The organism is Rubrobacter taiwanensis (assembly GCF_004337705.1).
GTDB lineage: Bacteria > Actinomycetota > Rubrobacteria > Rubrobacterales > Rubrobacteraceae > Rubrobacter_C > Rubrobacter_C taiwanensis.
On sequence record NZ_SKBU01000042.1, the window covers coordinates 1 to 15605 of the forward strand.

General features: G+C 67.9%; 19 protein-coding genes. 13 read left to right on the top strand and 6 right to left on the bottom strand.

Annotated features, from left to right (window positions below; translation table 11 throughout):
* Positions 1 to 112: 112 nt before the first annotated feature.
* A complete protein-coding gene (locus E0L93_RS15960; protein WP_165874411.1) occupies positions 113 to 595 on the bottom strand; it encodes a M15 family metallopeptidase in 483 nt (160 codons plus the stop codon).
* A gap of 60 nt (positions 596 to 655) precedes the next feature.
* Between E0L93_RS15960 and E0L93_RS15965 the strand changes: the two genes are divergently transcribed.
* On the top strand, positions 656 to 913 hold the full coding sequence (locus E0L93_RS15965) for a hypothetical protein (RefSeq protein ID WP_207890545.1): 258 nt from the start codon (positions 656 to 658) through the stop codon (positions 911 to 913).
* Positions 914 to 1062: 149 nt separating this feature from the next.
* Here the strand turns inward: E0L93_RS15965 and E0L93_RS15130 are convergent, their stop codons facing one another.
* The 3 genes from E0L93_RS15130 to E0L93_RS15140 form a co-directional block, all read right to left on the bottom strand.
* Positions 1063 to 1278, bottom strand: a complete 216-nt coding sequence (locus E0L93_RS15130) for a dodecin family protein (RefSeq protein ID WP_132692922.1) — start codon at positions 1276 to 1278, stop codon at positions 1063 to 1065.
* An 81-nt stretch (positions 1279 to 1359) separates the two neighbouring features.
* Positions 1360 to 1803 (bottom strand): VOC family protein, encoded by a 444-nt coding sequence (locus E0L93_RS15135; protein ID WP_132692923.1) that lies wholly within the window; start codon positions 1801 to 1803, stop codon positions 1360 to 1362.
* Between the two features lie 8 nt (positions 1804 to 1811).
* A complete protein-coding gene (locus E0L93_RS15140) occupies positions 1812 to 2420 on the bottom strand; it encodes a class I SAM-dependent methyltransferase (RefSeq protein ID WP_165874413.1) in 609 nt (202 codons plus the stop codon).
* Positions 2421 to 2616: 196 nt separating this feature from the next.
* Here E0L93_RS15140 and E0L93_RS15145 point away from each other — a divergent pair, with 196 nt between their 5' ends.
* On the top strand, positions 2617 to 4728 hold the full coding sequence (locus E0L93_RS15145) for a DNA topoisomerase III (RefSeq protein ID WP_132692925.1): 2112 nt from the start codon (positions 2617 to 2619) through the stop codon (positions 4726 to 4728).
* Here the strand turns inward: E0L93_RS15145 and chrA are convergent.
* Both chrA and E0L93_RS15155 read right to left on the bottom strand, forming a co-directional pair.
* Positions 4718 to 5863 (bottom strand): chromate efflux transporter, encoded by a 1146-nt coding sequence (gene chrA / locus E0L93_RS15150; protein ID WP_132692926.1) that lies wholly within the window; start codon positions 5861 to 5863, stop codon positions 4718 to 4720. The two genes, E0L93_RS15145 and chrA, sit on opposite strands and share 11 nt — an antisense overlap.
* Complete coding sequence (locus E0L93_RS15155; RefSeq protein WP_132692927.1) at positions 5841 to 6185, bottom strand: PadR family transcriptional regulator; 345 nt, start codon at positions 6183 to 6185, stop codon at positions 5841 to 5843. Before E0L93_RS15155 ends, chrA begins: the two co-directional genes overlap by 23 nt.
* A 175-nt stretch (positions 6186 to 6360) precedes the next feature.
* Between E0L93_RS15155 and E0L93_RS15160 the strand changes: the two genes are divergently transcribed.
* The 11 genes from E0L93_RS15160 (at position 6361) to E0L93_RS15210 (ending at position 15581) form a co-directional block, all read left to right on the top strand.
* A complete protein-coding gene (locus tag E0L93_RS15160; protein WP_132692928.1) occupies positions 6361 to 7608 on the top strand; it encodes an NAD(P)/FAD-dependent oxidoreductase in 1248 nt (415 codons plus the stop codon).
* Positions 7605 to 8366 (top strand): ABC transporter ATP-binding protein, encoded by a 762-nt coding sequence (locus tag E0L93_RS15165; RefSeq protein ID WP_243638266.1) that lies wholly within the window; start codon positions 7605 to 7607, stop codon positions 8364 to 8366. Before E0L93_RS15160 ends, E0L93_RS15165 begins: the two co-directional genes overlap by 4 nt.
* A complete protein-coding gene (locus tag E0L93_RS15170; protein ID WP_132692929.1) occupies positions 8350 to 9117 on the top strand; it encodes an ABC transporter permease in 768 nt (255 codons plus the stop codon). The genes E0L93_RS15165 and E0L93_RS15170 overlap by 17 nt, the downstream gene beginning before the upstream one ends.
* Positions 9118 to 9121: 4 nt before the next feature.
* Positions 9122 to 10282 carry a glycosyltransferase family 39 protein gene (locus E0L93_RS15175; RefSeq protein WP_132692930.1) on the top strand — a complete coding sequence of 387 codons (1161 nt, stop codon included), beginning with the start codon at positions 9122 to 9124 and terminating at the stop codon, positions 10280 to 10282.
* Positions 10283 to 10394: 112 nt separating this feature from the next.
* Positions 10395 to 10709 carry a hypothetical protein gene (locus E0L93_RS15180; RefSeq protein WP_132692931.1) on the top strand — a complete coding sequence of 105 codons (315 nt, stop codon included), beginning with the start codon at positions 10395 to 10397 and terminating at the stop codon, positions 10707 to 10709.
* Positions 10710 to 10792: 83 nt separating this feature from the next.
* Positions 10793 to 11551, top strand: a complete 759-nt coding sequence (locus E0L93_RS15185) for a histidinol-phosphatase HisJ family protein (RefSeq protein WP_132692932.1) — start codon at positions 10793 to 10795, stop codon at positions 11549 to 11551.
* Positions 11548 to 12258 (top strand): alanyl-tRNA editing protein, encoded by a 711-nt coding sequence (locus tag E0L93_RS15190; protein WP_132692933.1) that lies wholly within the window; start codon positions 11548 to 11550, stop codon positions 12256 to 12258. The genes E0L93_RS15185 and E0L93_RS15190 overlap by 4 nt, the downstream gene beginning before the upstream one ends.
* The gene (locus E0L93_RS15195; RefSeq protein WP_132692934.1) at positions 12255 to 12728 is read left to right on the top strand and encodes a DUF192 domain-containing protein; all 474 of its coding nucleotides are present in this window, start codon (positions 12255 to 12257) and stop codon (positions 12726 to 12728) included. The genes E0L93_RS15190 and E0L93_RS15195 overlap by 4 nt, the downstream gene beginning before the upstream one ends.
* A 91-nt stretch (positions 12729 to 12819) precedes the next feature.
* Positions 12820 to 14325 carry an N-acetylglucosamine-specific PTS transporter subunit IIBC gene (gene nagE / locus E0L93_RS15200; RefSeq protein WP_207890547.1) on the top strand — a complete coding sequence of 502 codons (1506 nt, stop codon included), beginning with the start codon at positions 12820 to 12822 and terminating at the stop codon, positions 14323 to 14325.
* On the top strand, positions 14326 to 14775 hold the full coding sequence (locus E0L93_RS15205; RefSeq protein ID WP_132692935.1) for a PTS sugar transporter subunit IIA: 450 nt from the start codon (positions 14326 to 14328) through the stop codon (positions 14773 to 14775).
* The gene (locus tag E0L93_RS15210) at positions 14772 to 15581 is read left to right on the top strand and encodes a DUF7916 family protein (RefSeq protein WP_132692936.1); all 810 of its coding nucleotides are present in this window, start codon (positions 14772 to 14774) and stop codon (positions 15579 to 15581) included. Before E0L93_RS15205 ends, E0L93_RS15210 begins: the two co-directional genes overlap by 4 nt.
* Positions 15582 to 15605: the final 24 nt, after the last annotated feature.

The window sequence follows — 15605 nt, forward strand, 5'->3', positions numbered from 1 at the left end:
TGTTGTTGTCGATTAGGTTTCGCACCAACCGACGCCGTTAATATACACCTCTAGTCACACTTTGTAAAGGGCTTGAAACAGAAAATTTGATAAATTTTTGAGCCGGGTGGTTTTAGCAGTGGGGTATCACGCCGTTCTGCTGCAGGAAGGCTTGGAGGCTGAGGCCGCTCTCCCGGAGCTCCCGGGCGTTCTCTACCCCGATATATCGGTAGTGCCAGGGCTCCCAGTTGTATCCGGTCTCCTCTTCCCGGCCCCGGGGATAGGAGAGTATGAAGCCGTATCGGTGAGCGTTCTCCTCCAGCCAGGCGCTGGCCGTGGTGTCGCCGAAGGGCCACCAGAGTTCGTAGCCTGCGGCGGCGTTGGTGAAGTCCACGGCGGTACCGAGCTGGTGTTCGCTGTGACCGGGGACGGCGCTCATCCCGCCGGCGCCCTCGCCGTAGAGCGCTGTCCAGCGGGCGTGAGTCCGCTGCTGTTCGCCGAAGGAGCGGTAGCCGGAGGCTACCACCAGCTCTTCTCCGGCTGCTGCGGCGTCGGCGAGGAGTTCGGCGAGTCGATCTGCGGCCTCCCGGCGCAGGAACTGCTCCCCGTTCAGCACGGGTATTCCGTGGGCCGAGAGGGGGACTAGATCTTCCGGTTCGTAGTGCGGCGGGAGGCCGTGGTCGTGGTCCACCAGCGCGAGCAGGTCGCCGCAGGCGCCGGAGGTGGGACGCTCCTCTTGCGGTCCGGTCTCCTGGGCCGGCGGGGCTTCTTCCCGTTCTGTTCCGGCTGCCGGAGGGGCCGGGTCCTCGCCGTCCGGGGAGCCCAGGAAGGCGAACGAGAGGCCGAAGACCGCTGCCAGCAGGATCAGGGCAGCCGCCCGCCGGCGGCGCCGGTGTCTGCCGAAGCGCGGCTGCGGGCGGCCGGTTCGCCATAGCCTGTATCCGGGGTGCGGCCGGATCGAGTCCCCCTCCGCGAGCTGTCCTGCACCTCACTTTGTAGCACGGACGGGGGATAAGGTAAATGAGGCCGCAAGAAGAGCCGGAGCGGAGGCCCCGGCCCGATCGGGAAGCGCTTCTTTTCTCTCTACGAGGTGGTGTCCTCCAGCAGGAAGGTGACCAGCATATTCACCTTATACTCTTTCACCTTCCCGTCCTCACCGACGCTGACCTCCTGCTCCTTGATCCAGGCGCTCTGGACGTGGCGCAGAGTCTTGGTCGCGCGGGCGATGCCGCGCTCAATAGCGTCCTCGAAGCTCTCGGGAGAGGTAGAGCTTATCTCGGTTACTCTAGCGACAGCCATGCGGTGCCTCCTCGCTCTCGCCTGTTCTCCTGCACCCCTTGTATACCCGGTTACCGGACGGTTAAACCGCCCAGAGCGGCTCTACTCCGCCAGCCCCTTCTCCCGCAGCTGTCCCAACGCCTCCCCGGTCTTCTTCAGGTGGCCGAGCCCCATGCCCCTCAGTACCTCCGGGGCCTTGGTGAACTGGATGTCGCGGTATTCGACCACCTGCCAGCGGTTGCCCCAGGGGTCCAGGAAGTCCAGGCCGCGGCCGGGCAAAATCTCCGCGTCCGTCTCCGCCAGCGCCCGCCGCAGGGCCTCCCGGTCGTCTACTACGAGGCCGATGTGGCGGTGCTCGTCCGGGGGTTGGGTGCGGCCTTCGGAGATGGCGAGGAACTGGTCTCCGGCGTCTATGAACGCCATGCCGGGCGCGCGGCCGCGCAGCTCGAAGTCCAGGATGCTGCCGAAGAACTCCAGTGCCTCCTCCACGCTCCCCACCTCGACGGCGACGTGGTTGAAGCCGATCAGGCACGCCTTCCCGCTCATAACGCAGATTATATTGGTTTTTTGAAGTTGACGGTGAACGAGAGGAAGCTGCCCGCCTCGCCGGCATAGCGGAACCCGGCGCTCTCGCCCAGCTCCCGCACCGCCCGTCGACCCCTGTAGTCCGGGTCGCCGAAGACCTCGGTAATAGACAGCAGCCCGCCGGGCCGGAGCGCGCGGTGCACGGCGCGCAGCGCTCCCTCGCGGTCCCGCAGCTCCCCCAGGACCCCGACCACCAGCGCCAGGTCGAAGTACCCCTCTTCGAGGGGGGTTTCCACCACGTCTCCGGCTACGAAGCGGACGTTGGAGAGGCCGCGCGCCTTCCGCCGCGCGCGGCGCAACATCTCCGGCTGGAGGTCCAGGCCCACGACCTCGCCCGCCGGTCCCACCCGCCGGGCGGCGGGGACGGTGACCCTTCCCGTACCGCAGCCCACGTCCAGCACCCGCATCCCGGTCCGGACCCCGGCGCGGTCCAGCAGCGCCGCCCCGCCCGCCACGCGCTCCACGTAGGGGTTCTCCAGCACGAAGGCCAGCCAGACCGGGCAGGGGACCGGGTTGCGCCGCAGCCACAAGACACCCGCGACCCCCGCCAGGACCGCCGCCGTGAGCAGGCGCTTCACGGGTTCAGATCCTCTCCTGCTCCGGGTCCCCAGCGACCGGCAGCAGGCGCTGCCGGCTCGTGAGTGTGCGGCCGGCCTGAGACCCTTCCTGTAGCCCTCAGATAGCAGAACTGTTCGTCGAGCGGCGCCATCCCGGCTCCCGATGATAGCAGCCTTCACCGCTGATGGCCGCTCCCCGGTCCCGTATACTCCCGCTATGCGCCTCATAGTCACCGAGAAGCCGTCCGTCGCGCGGGACATAGCCGGCTCTTTGGGCAAGCACCGCCGCGAGAAGGGCGCGCTCCGGGGCGATGGCTGGACCGTCACCTGGGCACTCGGGCACCTGGTGGAGCTGGCGCCTCCCGACGCCTACGGGGAGGAGTACAGGCGCTGGCGGCTCGAGACCCTCCCCATACTCCCCGGGCGCTTCAAGATGAAGGTGAACCCAAAGACGCGCGAGCAATACTCCCTCGTCAAGCGGCTCATGCGGGACCCCGCCGTCACGGAGATAGTCAACGCCTGCGACGCGGGGCGGGAGGGGGAGCTGATCTTCGCCTACCTCTACCAGCTCGCCGGCTGTGACAAGCCCGTGAAGCGGCTCTGGATCTCTTCCCTCACCCCCGAAGCCATCCGGGAGGGGTTCGGTAATCTGCGCGCCGGGCGGCAGATGCTCCCGCTGGAGCACGCCGCCCGCAGCCGCTCGGAGGCGGACTGGATCGTGGGCATGAACGCTACCCGCGCCTACTCCGTGAGGTTCGGGCGGCCCGGCAACGTGCTCTCCGTCGGCCGTGTCCAGACCCCGACCCTCAAGCTGCTCGTGGACCGCGAGCGCGAGATAGAGAACTTCAAACCCGAGAAGTTCTGGACCGTCCACGCCCGGTTCTGCCGCGGGAAGGACTCTTACGACGGCGTCTGGTTCAGGGGCAGGCAGAACCGCCTCAAGGAGCGCGAAGCTGCCCAAGAGATAGCGGAGAAGGTCCGGAGGAAGACCGGGACCGTGCAGAAGGCCGAGCGGCGGGAGAAGACCGAGCGGCCGCCGCTCCTCTACGACCTGACCGAGCTGCAGCGCAACGCTAACGCGAAGTACAACTTCACCGCCGAAAGGACGCTGAAGGCCGCCCAGCGGCTCTACGAGGAGCGCAAGCTCATCACCTACCCGCGCACCTCCAGCCGCTACCTCTCGCAGGATATGGTCCCCTCTTTCAAGCGGCGCATCGAGGCTGCGGCCGCTCTGCCGGAGCTGGCGAGGTTCGCAGAGGAGCTGCTGGCGCTCCCGAAGCTGCCGGTCAACAAGCGCATCGTGGACGACGGCAAGGTGACCGACCACCACGCCATCGTCCCTACGGGCAAGAGGCTCTCCGGCGAGCTGCCCCCGGACGAGGCGAAGATCTACGACCTCATCGTCCGGCGTTTTCTGGCGGTCTTCTTCCCGGCGGCCCGGTTCGAGAACACCACCGTCGTCACCGGGGTGGCGGGCGAGACGTTTCTCTCGAAGGGCCGGGTGGTGCTGGAGGCGGGCTGGCGCGCGCTCTACCTCGACGGCGTGGGCGGCAAGCGGGAGAAGGAACCCCCGGTGCTGCCGCCCGTGGAGAAGGGGCAGGAGTGGGAGGTGGCGAAGGTCGCCGTGAAGGAGGGCGAGACCAAGCCGCCGCCGCGTTACTCGGAGGCGGCGATCTTGGGCGCTATGGAGACGGCCGGGAGGTTCGTAGAGGATGAGGAGCTGCGGCAACAGATGAAGGACTCCGGGCTCGGGACGCCGGCCACGCGGGCTGCGATCCTCGAGCGCCTGATACAGGTGGGCTACGCCGAGCGCCGGGGGAAGACGCTCGTCCCGACCGTGAAGGGTAAGGAGCTCATCTCCTTGCTCGGCGAGAGCACGCTCACGCTTCCGGAGCTCACCGCCCGTTGGGAGGAGCGGCTGGCTAAGATGGAGCGCGGCGAGGAGAGCCGGGAGGCGTTCATGGGCGATGTGCGCGAGTTCGCAACGAGGGTCGTGGAGCACGTCCGCAACCTGGAGGGCGAGCGGCTCGCCCCGCCGCAGAAGGACGTTCTGGGCGAGTGCCCGAAGTGCGGCGCGCCGGTCGTGGAGACCAAGAAGTCCTACGGCTGCTCGGCGTGGAAGCGGGGCTGCAGGTTCGTCATCTGGAAGACCGTCGCGGGCAAGCGCGTCACCGCAAACCAGGCGCGGCAGCTCCTGAAGGAGGGCAGGACCGCCCGGCTCAAGGGCTTCAAGAGCCGGTCCGGAAAGCCGTTCTCCGCCGTGCTGAAGCTGGACGGGGAGCACAGGGTGACGTTCGAGTTCGAGGATCGCGCAGGCACTAGAGAATAAAGCCGTGGAGCAGACCGGCCACCCCGCCGCCGAGCACGAGCCAGGCCGAGTTCACCCGGAAGCGGAAGAGCACGAAGAGCGCCGCGAGCGCGAGTGCGGCCGTGAGCGGGTCCACGATGGCCGCCAGGCCGAGCTGAATCGTCACCGCGGCCATGAGCGCCAGGGCGACCACGTTCACGCCGTCCAGGAGGTCGGCCGCCACGGGGGAGCTCCTCAGCCGGGGGATGAACGGGCTGATGAGCGCCACGAAGACGAACGCCGGGATGAAGATGCCGAAGGTTGCGGCTACGGCTCCGGGGAGGCCCTCCAGCAGGTAGCCGACGAAGGTGGCGGTGGTGAAGACCGGCCCCGGGGTAAACTGCCCGACCGCCACGGCGTCTATGATCTGCTGCTCGGTCAGGAGCCCCGGCTCGACGAAGTTGGAGCGCAGGAACGCCAGCAGCACGTAACCGCTGCCGAAGAGTACCGAGCCTATCTTCAGGAAGGTGAGGAAGATGGAGGCCACCGGAGGTACGGCGGGGAGCGCGCTCGCCAGCCCCACCGGCGCTCCGATCGGCAGAAGGGCGGCATGCTCGCCGCGGCCCGGCGTGCGCGCCAGGAAGACCACCAGCGCCCCGCCCGCTAGCAGCGGTATCTCCGGCACCCGCAGCAGGAAGTAGAGCAGGAAGGCCGCCGCTCCGACCAGGGCGGTCAGCCAGTCCTTTACCGCCGTCTTCGAGAACCCCCACAGCGCCTGGGCGACGATGGCTATGATCACGGGCGCTATCCCGTACATCAGGCTCTCGCCCTGCGGCGTCTCGCCGTACTGCACGTACAGAACGGCCAGCGCCAGCGTGATGAGCGCCGCCGGCGTGATGAAGCAGACCCCGGCCAGGATCAAACCCCGCCACCCGGCCCGGATCCTCCCTACATGGATGCCCATCTGGGTCGAGTTCGGTCCCGGGATGAGGTTCGTGACCCCTACCAGGTCCAGGAACTCCTGCTCGCTCATCCACCGGCGGCGTACCACGACCTCGTCGCGCATCATCGCGATGTGCGCCGCCGGACCGCCGAAGGCGATGAACCCCAGCTTGGTGAACAGCCGGAAGAGCTCCCACAGCTCTTCCCTCCGGCTACCCGGGGTCCGGTCCTTCACCCTCTACCACCTCCCGGTGCAACTCCCGGATCACACGCCGCGCCCGCTCCAGCTCCGCCCGCCCCCTCTCCGTCGCCGTGTAGTACTTGCGTACCCTCCCACCCTCCACCCGGTCCTCCCGCTTTAACAATCCCTGCTCCTCCATCCTGTGCAGCGCCGGGTAGAGCGTGCCGTAGCTGAGCTCGTAGCCGTGCCGCCGCAGCTCCTCGAACATCCACGAACCGTACACCGGCGCTCGCGCAGCGTGGTGCAGGATGTGCACCCGCACCGCTCCCAGCTCCAGATCCCTCAGCACCGGACTTCCTCTCTCAAAATCCCTCATTGCCGATACAGTATAACGGATACGGATATCGGTAAACGATATCAGGGGAGAGGCGCGGGCGGTGCTCTGACGGGCTTGGTTTGGGGATGGTTACGCACCTTCCGGCGTGGTGGAGGTTATGCTACGGCATCCCGGGTGGTCATGACCACCGCTCGGGGGTAAACTTTGCGGCAGCATGAAAATTTTCGTTATCGGCGCGGGGGTCTCCGGGCTTACCTGCGCGAAGGTTTTAACGGAGCAGGGTTTAGAGGTTGAGGTCTTCGAGGCGTCGGACGGCGTCGGGGGGCGGGTCCGGACGGACGAGCGGGAGGGTTTTCTGCTGGACCGGGGCTTTCAGGTGCTCTTCACGGCCTACCCGCTGGTCCGGAGGCACCTGGACCTGCGGGGGCTGGAGCTGCGGGTGTTCGATCCCGGGGCTATCATCTGCCGGGGCCGGGAGAAGAGCGTTCTCGCGGACCCCTTCCGGGACCCGGTGTCGTTCTTGCCCTCGGCGCTCTCCACTGCGGCCACGTTGCGGGACAAGCTGAGCACGCTCGGGCTGGCTGCGAGGGAGTTGAGGGGGGGTGCTGTGGCTGCCGGGGAGGAGGACGGCGGGCTGGACACGACCACGCGGGAGTATCTGCGGCGCCTAGGCTTCTCCGAGCGGTACATCGGCTCCTTCTTCCGGCCGTTTTACGGCGGGATCTTCCTCGACCGGTCGCTCTCGACCAGTGCGCGCGTCTTCCGGTTCACCTTCCGGATGCTCGCTGCGGGGAGGGCTGCTGTGCCGGCGCGTGGGATGGGCCGGATCCCGCAGCAGCTCGCCGCCCGGTTGCCTGAGGGTACGATTCACCTGATGAGCCCGGTGGAGGGGCTGTTGGAGGACGGTGGGAGGATTCGCGGCGTGAGGGTGAACGGGCGGGAGCGTGAGGCCGATGCCGTGGTGCTCGCCACCGACGCGCCCGCTGCCGGGAGGCTGGTTGGGGTCAAGGTTCCCGGAGGGGCGGTCGGGGAGGTGTGCGTCTACTACGCCACGAATGGGCTCGGGGCCGGGAAGAAGATCCTGCTCAACGCCTCCGAGGGCGCCTTCATAAACAACGCTGCGGAGATGAGCAAGGTCTCCGAAGAGTATGCGCCCCGGGGGCGGCACTTGCTGAGCGCCGTAGCGCCCGGCGTCCACGACGGCCTCTCGGACGAGGAGATCTACCGCCGGGGGATAGAGGAGATCAGCCGCTGGTTTCCCGAGGCGCGTCTGGAGCCGCTAACCTTGTACCGCATCCCGTACTGCCAGTTTGCCCAGCCGCCCGGCTTCCGCACGGCGCTGCCGAAGACGCGCACCCGGACGCCCGGGCTCTTCCTGGCCGGGGAGTACACCGTTGATTCGTCCATCAACGGGGCGATGCTCGCCGGGGAGCGCGCCGCCCGGGAGGTGCTGGCCGGGTGATCAATGGCGAGCGGAACGGCGTCCCGGCGCTGCAGGTGAAGAACCTGACCAAGACCTACGCGAACGGGGTTGTGGCGCTCAACGACGTGTCGCTGGAGATTCCGGCCGGCAGGTTCTTCGGGCTGCTGGGGCCGAACGGGGCCGGGAAGACGACCCTCATCAACAGCATCGTGGGGCTTGCCCGGCCGGACTCGGGAGAGGTGAAGGTCTTCGGCCGGGATGCGCACCGGGACTACCGCTACGCGCGGCGCATGATCGGGGTCTCGGCGCAGGAGGTGAACCTGGATAAGTTCCTCACCGTCGAGGAGGTCCTGCTCTACCACGCCGGGTATTTCGGTGTTCCCAGGGACAAGGCCCGGGAGCGGGCCGAGGAGCTGCTGGACCGCTTCGCGCTGCAAGAGAAGCGCCGGCAGCGGGTAAACACCCTCTCCGGCGGCATGAAGCGGCGGGTGCTCTTTGCGCAGGCGCTCATGCACGACCCGGAGATCCTTTTCCTGGACGAGCCGACGGCCGGGGTAGACATCGAGCTGCGCTACCGGCTGTGGGGCTACATCCGGGAGCTGAACCGGGGCGGGCTGACCATCCTGCTCACCACGCACTACCTCGAGGAGGCCGAGGAGCTGTGCGAGGAGGTCGCCATCATCTCCGGCGGCGAGATCGCGGCCCGGGGGGCCAATGGGGAGCTCAAGGAGCGCTACGGAGCGCGGACGCTGGAGGAGGTCTACCTGAAGGTGGTCGGCAATGACCTTGTTCGATAGACCCTTCCGCACCCTGCTCTCGCGCGAGATCCTGCGCTTCACGCGGGTGTGGATGCAGACTATAGTCCCTTCGCTGCTGACCTCGCTGCTTTACGTGATCGTCTTCGGGCTGGCGCTGGGCAGCCGCATCCGGGAGGTGAACGGGGTTCCGTACCTGGAGTTCATCCTGCCGGGGATAGCGATGATGACGCTCATCACCGGTGCATATATGAACTCCTCGTGGTCGGTCTTCGACGCCAAGCGCGAGCGGTACATAGACGAGGTGCTTATCAGCCCGATGAGCGACTTCCAGATCACGCTCGCCTACACTTTAGGCGGTACGCTGCGCGGCATAATCGTGGGCGCTGGGGTCCTCGTGCTCGGAGCGCCGTTCGCTGGAGTGGAGGTGGCGCATCCGCTCCTGCTCCTCTTCGCCGGGCTCTGCGTCTCGTTCACCTTCGCGGCGCTGGGAGTCCTGGTGGGGGTGCTAGCTACGCGCATAGAGCATATCTCGTTCCTGATGAACGTGATCCTGCAGCCCCTCACCTTCCTGGGCGGGGTCTTCTACTCGGTAGAGATGCTGCCGGAGGCTCTGAGGGTCGGAACGCTCTTCAACCCCATCTTCCACATGGTGGACGCGACCCGCTACGCTACCCTCCAGGTCTCGGACCTCGTTCCCTACCCCACCTTCGCCGCCGTCTTCTTCCTGGCGCTGGCGGCTTTCGGTGCGGCCTGGTGGGTGGTGAGCCGGAGCAAGCGGCTGCGCTACTGATCTCTTGAACGGGGGCTTCAGGTTCGTCCTCGGAGCGTTTCTCGCCTCCCGCGCCCTCTTCCTCGCCGCCGGAGCGCTCGCAGCGGCCCTCCTGCCCCGGTCCGAGCCTGGCGGGGAGCCGCTGGAGACGCCGGGTATCCTGAGCTACTGGGCGCACTGGGATGGGGCCTGGTACTCTGAGATAGCCCTGGAGGGCTACGAGGTCCGTGCCCCGGAGTCCACCGCTTTCTTCCCGCTCTACCCGATGCTCGTCCGCGCCGGAGCGGCTCTGGGCGGCGGGCCCGCGCTCTGGGGCGTGTTCTTCTCCTTGGTCTTCACCCTCCTCGCCCTCTACTTCCTCTACCGCCTCGCGGAGACGCTGTGGAGCGGAGAGGCCGCCCGGGCCGCCACGCTCGCGCTCGCCTTCTTCCCCACCGCCTTCTTCCTGAACGCCGCCTACACCGAGGCGCTCTTTCTGGCGCTGACCACCGGAGCCGTCTGGGCGGTGCGGGTCCGAAGGGATATGCTGCTGGCCGGTGTGCTGGGGTCTTTGGCGGCTCTGACCCGCAACGCGGGGGTCCTCGTCGTCATCCCGCTCCTGTACGAGTGGTACAGGGGCCGGGATAGCTTCGGGTGGCGGGGAGCCGCCGCGCTCGCGCTGCCGCCGCTCGGGCTCGCGGCGTACATGGCGTATCTTCGGCAGCGCTTCGGCGACCCGCTGCTCTTCGCACGCCAGCAGGAGGAGTACTGGGGCCGGGAGTTCACCGCCCCTCCGGAGACCCTGCGCGCGGCGTGGCAGGCGGCCGGAGAGGGCCTTCCGTACCTGATGGACCCGGGGGCGCTCTTCCTGGATCCCTCCGCCGCTCCGGCGCTCGCGGCCTCCAACGCTCTGAACCTCGCCTTCTTCGGGCTGCTTGCGGCGCTGCTCGCAGCCGCACTCCTCCTGCTGCCGCCGGGGCTCTCGCTCTACGCCCTCGCGCTCACCGTCCCGCCGCTGCTTGTGCCCGGCCCGCTCTTCCCGCTCATGAGCCTGCCGAGGTTCATGCTCGGGGCGTTCCCGCTCTTCCTGGTGCTGGGGGTCCTGCTCGCCCGCAGCCGGTGGCTGCTCGCGGCGTGGCTGGCTGCGAGCTCGGCGGCGGGGGTGCTGCTGGCGGCGCTCTTCGCGAGCTGGCGCTGGGTCGCCTAGCGGTCCGCGAAACCCGGGGGGCCGTCGAACGTATGAGATAATGCGGGGGGCGTCCGCGATCCCGCATTAAATCCACGGGCGGTCAGAAAGAGAGGAAGGGGTGACCTGGCAGATGGAGCGCGCGAAGCAGAACGATGGCCAGACCAAGGTATTCGTGGGGCACGTCATCTCCGTGCTCGCGCTGATGATGGGGGTTCCGGTGGCCTTCTTCCCGGCGCTGGGCTCCACGCTCTTCCTGGAGGCCGTGGCTTCGCTGGGGACCATCGCGATTACGCTTGGGATCATCGGCTACTATCTGGGCTCTCGGCTGGGCGGCTGGGCCGTATACCTCACGATGGGGGCCATCCTCTTCGGGATCGCGATGAGTCAGGGGATGGTGCCCGGCATCGAGCCGACCGACACGGCCCTCCCCGGCGACCTGTCCTAGGGGGCTTCCGGCGGTAGAGTTCTCCGGCGATCCCTCTACAATAGAGGGGTCGTGAGAACGTGCGAGACCGGGAGACCTTATCTGTGATCGACTACCACCTCCACGTCGTGGCCCACGGGGAGCGGCCGATGACGGTGGAGAACATCCTGGCCTACTGCGAGGTCGCAAGGGAGCGGGGCATCCGGCAGCTGGGGATAACCGAGCACGACCGCTACCTGGAGGAGATAGACCTGGCGGCCTACGAGGAGGCGCAGGAGCGCTCTGAAGATGTGGAGCTGCGGCTGGGCATAGAGATAGACTACGTGCCCGGCGACGATGAGCGGATGGAGTACTACGCCACCGAGCTCCCCTACGACTACGTGATCGGGAGCGTCCACCGGGTGGACGGCCGGGAGGTGGATCGCGCGACCGACCGGTCCATCTACGAGGACTACGAGACCTACGAGCTCTACGAAGCGTACTTCGCCAACGTCCGGCGGGCCGCGCTTTCGGGCCTGTTCGACGTGCTGGGGCACCCGGACCTGATCAAGATCTTCCGCCACCGTCCGGAGCGGGACATAACGCCCATCCTGGAGGAGACGGCCGACGCGGTTGCTGCCTCCGGCATCGTGGTGGACGTGAACTCCGCGGGCCTCCGCAAGCCGGTCGGGGAGGTCTATCCCTCCCGCAGGCTTCTCGAGATGTTCCATCGCCGGGGGGTGCCCGTGATCCTCTCCTCCGACGCTCATGCCGCTCACGAGGTGGGCGCCGGCTACGAGGTGAGCATCCCGCTGGTCCGGGAGGTCGGATACACGGAGGTCACGACCTTCAAGGCCCGCGAGCGGGGGACCCTGCCGCTGTGACCGAAGAACTCTTCCTGCAAGACTCGTACCTGAAGGAGTTCGAGGCCCGGGTTGTGGAGCTGAGCGGGCGCGAGCTCGTCCTGGACCGGACGGCCTTCTACCCCGGCGGCGGGGGCCAGCCGCCGGACAAGGGCCGGGCCGGCGTCGGGCCGGTCCGCGCGAACGTGGTGGACGTCCGGCGCGCCGGCGGGGAGATCGTCCACGTCCTGGACGACCCCATCCCGGAGACCGTGCGCGAGCTGCGGGGCGAGCTGGACTGGGAGCGGCGCTACGCCCACATGCGCTACCACACCGCGCTGCACGTGCTCTCCGGCGTGATCTGGCAGAACTTCGGCGCGAAGGTGACCGGCGGCCGGATGCGGAGCGGGCGCGCCCGCATGGACTTCTCGTTCCCCGGCGAGTGGACGGTGGAGGTGGTGAGCGAGATAGAGCGCCTGACGAACGAGGCCCTCGCGCAGGAGCGCCCCGTGCGGATCTACGAGCTGCCGCGCGAGGAAGCGCTGGAGGACCCGGACCTGATCCGCACCCGGGTGAACCTGATCCCGGAGCACGTGCGAAGGGTCCGCATCGTGGAGATCGAGGGCATAGACGCCCAGGCCGACGGCGGCACCCACGTCGCCAACACCCGCGAGGTGGGACGCCTGCGCATCACGGACCACAAGAGCAAGGGCCGCCAGAACAAGCGCGTGGAGTTCGTCCTCGAATGAGGCTCGCAGTAGCGGCCCTCGTCTGCGTTCTCCTGCTCACCGGATGCTCCGCAAACGAACCCGCGCCCGAACCGCCCGCCACCCCAGAGAACGAACTCCCCACCCTCACGATAGACGCCTCCGGAGGCGGCGAGGTAGCCGTCAGGGTGGAGATAGCCTCCACCCCCGCAGAAAGGTCCCGGGGGCTCATGGGACGCACCGCGCTGGCCGAAGATGCCGGCATGCTCTTCGTCTTCGAGCGGGAGCAGACCCTCTCGTTCTGGATGAAGGACACCCTCATCCCGCTCTCCATAGCCTTCATCTCCGCCGAAGGAGAGATAGTGGACATCCAGGACATGCAGCCGCTGGACGAGACCCCCCACCGGTCCGCCCGGCCCGCACGGTACGCCCTGGAGGTCAACCAGGGCTTCTTCGAAGAGCGGGGGGTGAAGGTGGGAGATGCAGTGAAACTGCCCGAAGAAGCCCTCTGAACCCCACACGGCGCAGATACTATATAATGTCTATACCAGAGAGCCGGGAGGATTCTCTCGGGCAGGAATACGGGGAGAAAGGGGTCTTTCCATGGCGGGTGCCACCACTGATTCCGGCGGGATCTGGAGCAGGATCCTCGGGCCGCTGCAGAGCATCGGCCGGGCGCTGATGCTTCCCATCGCGGTGCTGCCGGCGGCGGCCTTGTTGTTGCGGCTGGGGCAGCCGGAGCTGCTGGATCTGCCGTGGATGGCGGCGGCGGGCGATGCGCTCTTCGCCAATCTGGCGCTGCTCTTCGCGCTCGGCATCGCGGTCGGTCTTACCGGTGGCGCGGGGGCAGCGGGGCTTGCGGGGCTGGTGGGGTTCCTGGTCTTCGACCAAGTGTTCAACACCCTGATCCCGCAGGTAGACGGTGAGCCCGACCCGACCATAGACATGGGGGTGCTCTCGGGCATCATCATCGGGCTCGTGGCGGCCGGGCTCTACCGGCGCTACCAGGACATCCGGCTGCCGGACTATCTGGCGTTCTTCGGCGGGCGGCGGTTCGTCCCGATTATCACGGCGTTCGCCGCTCTCATACTCGGCGGCTTCTTCGGGCTGGTTTGGCCGACCATCCAGGTCGGCGTCAACGCGATGGGCGAGGCCATCGTGGGGCTCGGCGCTCTGGGGACCGGGCTCTACGGGTTCTTCAACCGGCTTCTGATCCCGGTGGGGCTGCACCACGTCCTGAACAGCTACGTATGGTTCCAGCTCGGGACCTACGAGGGTCCGGAGGGGGTCGTGCACGGCGACCTCACCCGGTACTTCGCCGGGGACCCGACCGCCGGCATCTTCATGGCCGGGTTCTTCCCGATCATGATGTTCGGGCTGGTGGGGGCGTGTGTGGCCATGATCCGGCACGCCGAGTACCCGAAGGTGGCGTTCGGCATCCTGGGCTCGGCGGCCTTCGCCTCGTTTCTGACCGGGATCACCGAGCCCATAGAGTTCGCCTTCCTCTTTGTTGCGCCCCTGCTCTACCTGGTGCACGCGGTGCTGACCGGCACCTCGCTGGCGATAGCCACGCTGCTGGAGATCCACATCGGCTTCGGGTTCTCGGCCGGGGCCATAGACTACGTACTGAACTTCCGGGCTCCGAATACCCAGAATCCGCTGCTGGTACCGGTGATGGGTGCGGTGTACTTCGTGCTCTACTACGCGATCTTCAGCTTCTTCATCAAGCGGTTCGACCTGGCCACTCCGGGCCGCGGCAAGGGCTCTACCGGGCTGGGGGCGGACTGGATCCTGCCGGAGTCCCAGCGCGGTCCCGCTCCGGGGCAGCGGGAGGCGGAGCCTGCCCCCGCCGGGCGCGACAAAGACGACGTGCTGGCCGAGAACGTGATCCAGGCGCTGGGCGGCCGGGAGAACATCGAGAGCGTCGAGGGTTGCATAACGCGCCTGCGGCTCTTCGTCGGGGACTCCGGCAGGATAGACGAGCCGCGCCTCAAGGAGCTCGGCGCCTCCGGGGTGATCCGGCGCGGCAAGATCGTACAGGTGGTGATGGGCACGCAGTCCGACCGGATCGCGGCCCGCATGAACAGGATGCTGAAAGGCGGTGGGTAGGTGGAGGTAAAGGCTCCCATCTCGGGCCGGGTGGTCCCCTTGAGCGAGGTTTCGGACGAGGTCTTCGCCGGGGGCATGGCCGGGGACGGCGTCGCGATAGTGCCCGAAGCGGGCGGAGAGGCGGTGGCCCCGGTCTCCGGGGAGCTGGTCAAGCTGTTCGAAGGCGGGCACGCCTTCGGCATCGTCTCCGACGAGGGGGTGGAGCTGATCGTGCACCTCGGCCTCGACACCATCGAGCTGCGCGGCAAGGGGTTCGAGAGGATCGCCGCCGAGGGCGACCGGGTGCGGGCCGGGCAGCCCATCGTGCGCTTCGATCTCGACACGATAAGAGATGCCGGATACGAGGTCGTGACGCCGGTCGTGGTCAGCAACTCCGACGAGTTCCCGGTGAGCGCTCCGGCAGACGGCAAGGTAAGCGCGGGCGACACGCTCTTTCGCGTAAAGAGTTGAAGCGCATCCTGGACTGCGGCCGGCGCGACTTCGAGCGCATGAGCGGGGAGGAGCTGCTCGAGTCCATCCGCAGGGCCGAGGGGCGCACGATCCTCTGCGAGGTCCTGTCTCCGGCGGCCCCGCTCGCGGACGGCGTCTCCAACACGGAGGTCGCAGCGGCCTTCGGGGCCGACCTCGTCCTGCTGAACATGTATGCCGGAGACGGGATCACAGAGCACCGGCGGCGGCTCGGCCGTCCGGTGGGGGTGAACGTGGAGCCCTCGGACTCCGTGCCGGAGCATCGCCGGGCGAGCCGGGAGAACCTCCGGCGGCTGGCAGATGCGGACTTCTTCTGCGTCACCGCCAACCCGGACGCCCGGGTGGGAGCCCGGGAGATCGCGGCGGCGGTCGAGACGGTCCGGGCGGAGGTCCCAGGCACACCCGTCTTCGCGGGCAGGATGCACGGCAGCGGCGGCCGCGGGCTGCCGGACCCGGAAGAGGTTGAGCAGATCGCCGCTCTTGCAGACGCCGTTCTCCTCCCGGCCCCCGGCACCGTGCCCGGCAGTCTGGAGGCGCGCATCGCCGGGCTCGTGGACGCGGCTCACGGGATGGGCGCGCTCGCCGTCGCTGCCGTCGGGACCTCTCAGGAGGGGGCCGATGCGGAGACGGTCCGGCAGCTGGCCCTCGCTGCCAAGCGCTGCGGGGCGGATGTGCTGCATCTGGGAGACGCCGGTGTCTCCGGCATCGCGGATCCGCTGAACATACTTGCCGCCTCGCTGGCGATTCGGGGCCGCCGCCACACCTTCCGCCGCATGGCGCTGCGGTGAGGCTGCACGCGCACTCCGGGGGTA

Coding starts and splice junctions, on each gene's coding strand:
- E0L93_RS15130 (WP_132692922.1), bottom strand. CDS start 1,278: ATGGCTGTCGCTAGAGTAACCGAGATAAGCTCTACCTCTCCCGAGAGC.
- E0L93_RS15135 (WP_132692923.1), bottom strand. CDS start 1,803: ATGAGCGGGAAGGCGTGCCTGATCGGCTTCAACCACGTCGCCGTCGAG.
- E0L93_RS15145 (WP_132692925.1), top strand. CDS start 2,617: ATGCGCCTCATAGTCACCGAGAAGCCGTCCGTCGCGCGGGACATAGCC.
- E0L93_RS15155 (WP_132692927.1), bottom strand. CDS start 6,185: ATGAGGGATTTTGAGAGAGGAAGTCCGGTGCTGAGGGATCTGGAGCTG.
- E0L93_RS15160 (WP_132692928.1), top strand. CDS start 6,361: ATGAAAATTTTCGTTATCGGCGCGGGGGTCTCCGGGCTTACCTGCGCG.
- E0L93_RS15170 (WP_132692929.1), top strand. CDS start 8,350: ATGACCTTGTTCGATAGACCCTTCCGCACCCTGCTCTCGCGCGAGATC.
- E0L93_RS15180 (WP_132692931.1), top strand. CDS start 10,395: ATGGAGCGCGCGAAGCAGAACGATGGCCAGACCAAGGTATTCGTGGGG.
- E0L93_RS15195 (WP_132692934.1), top strand. CDS start 12,255: ATGAGGCTCGCAGTAGCGGCCCTCGTCTGCGTTCTCCTGCTCACCGGA.
- nagE (WP_207890547.1), top strand. CDS start 12,820: ATGGCGGGTGCCACCACTGATTCCGGCGGGATCTGGAGCAGGATCCTC.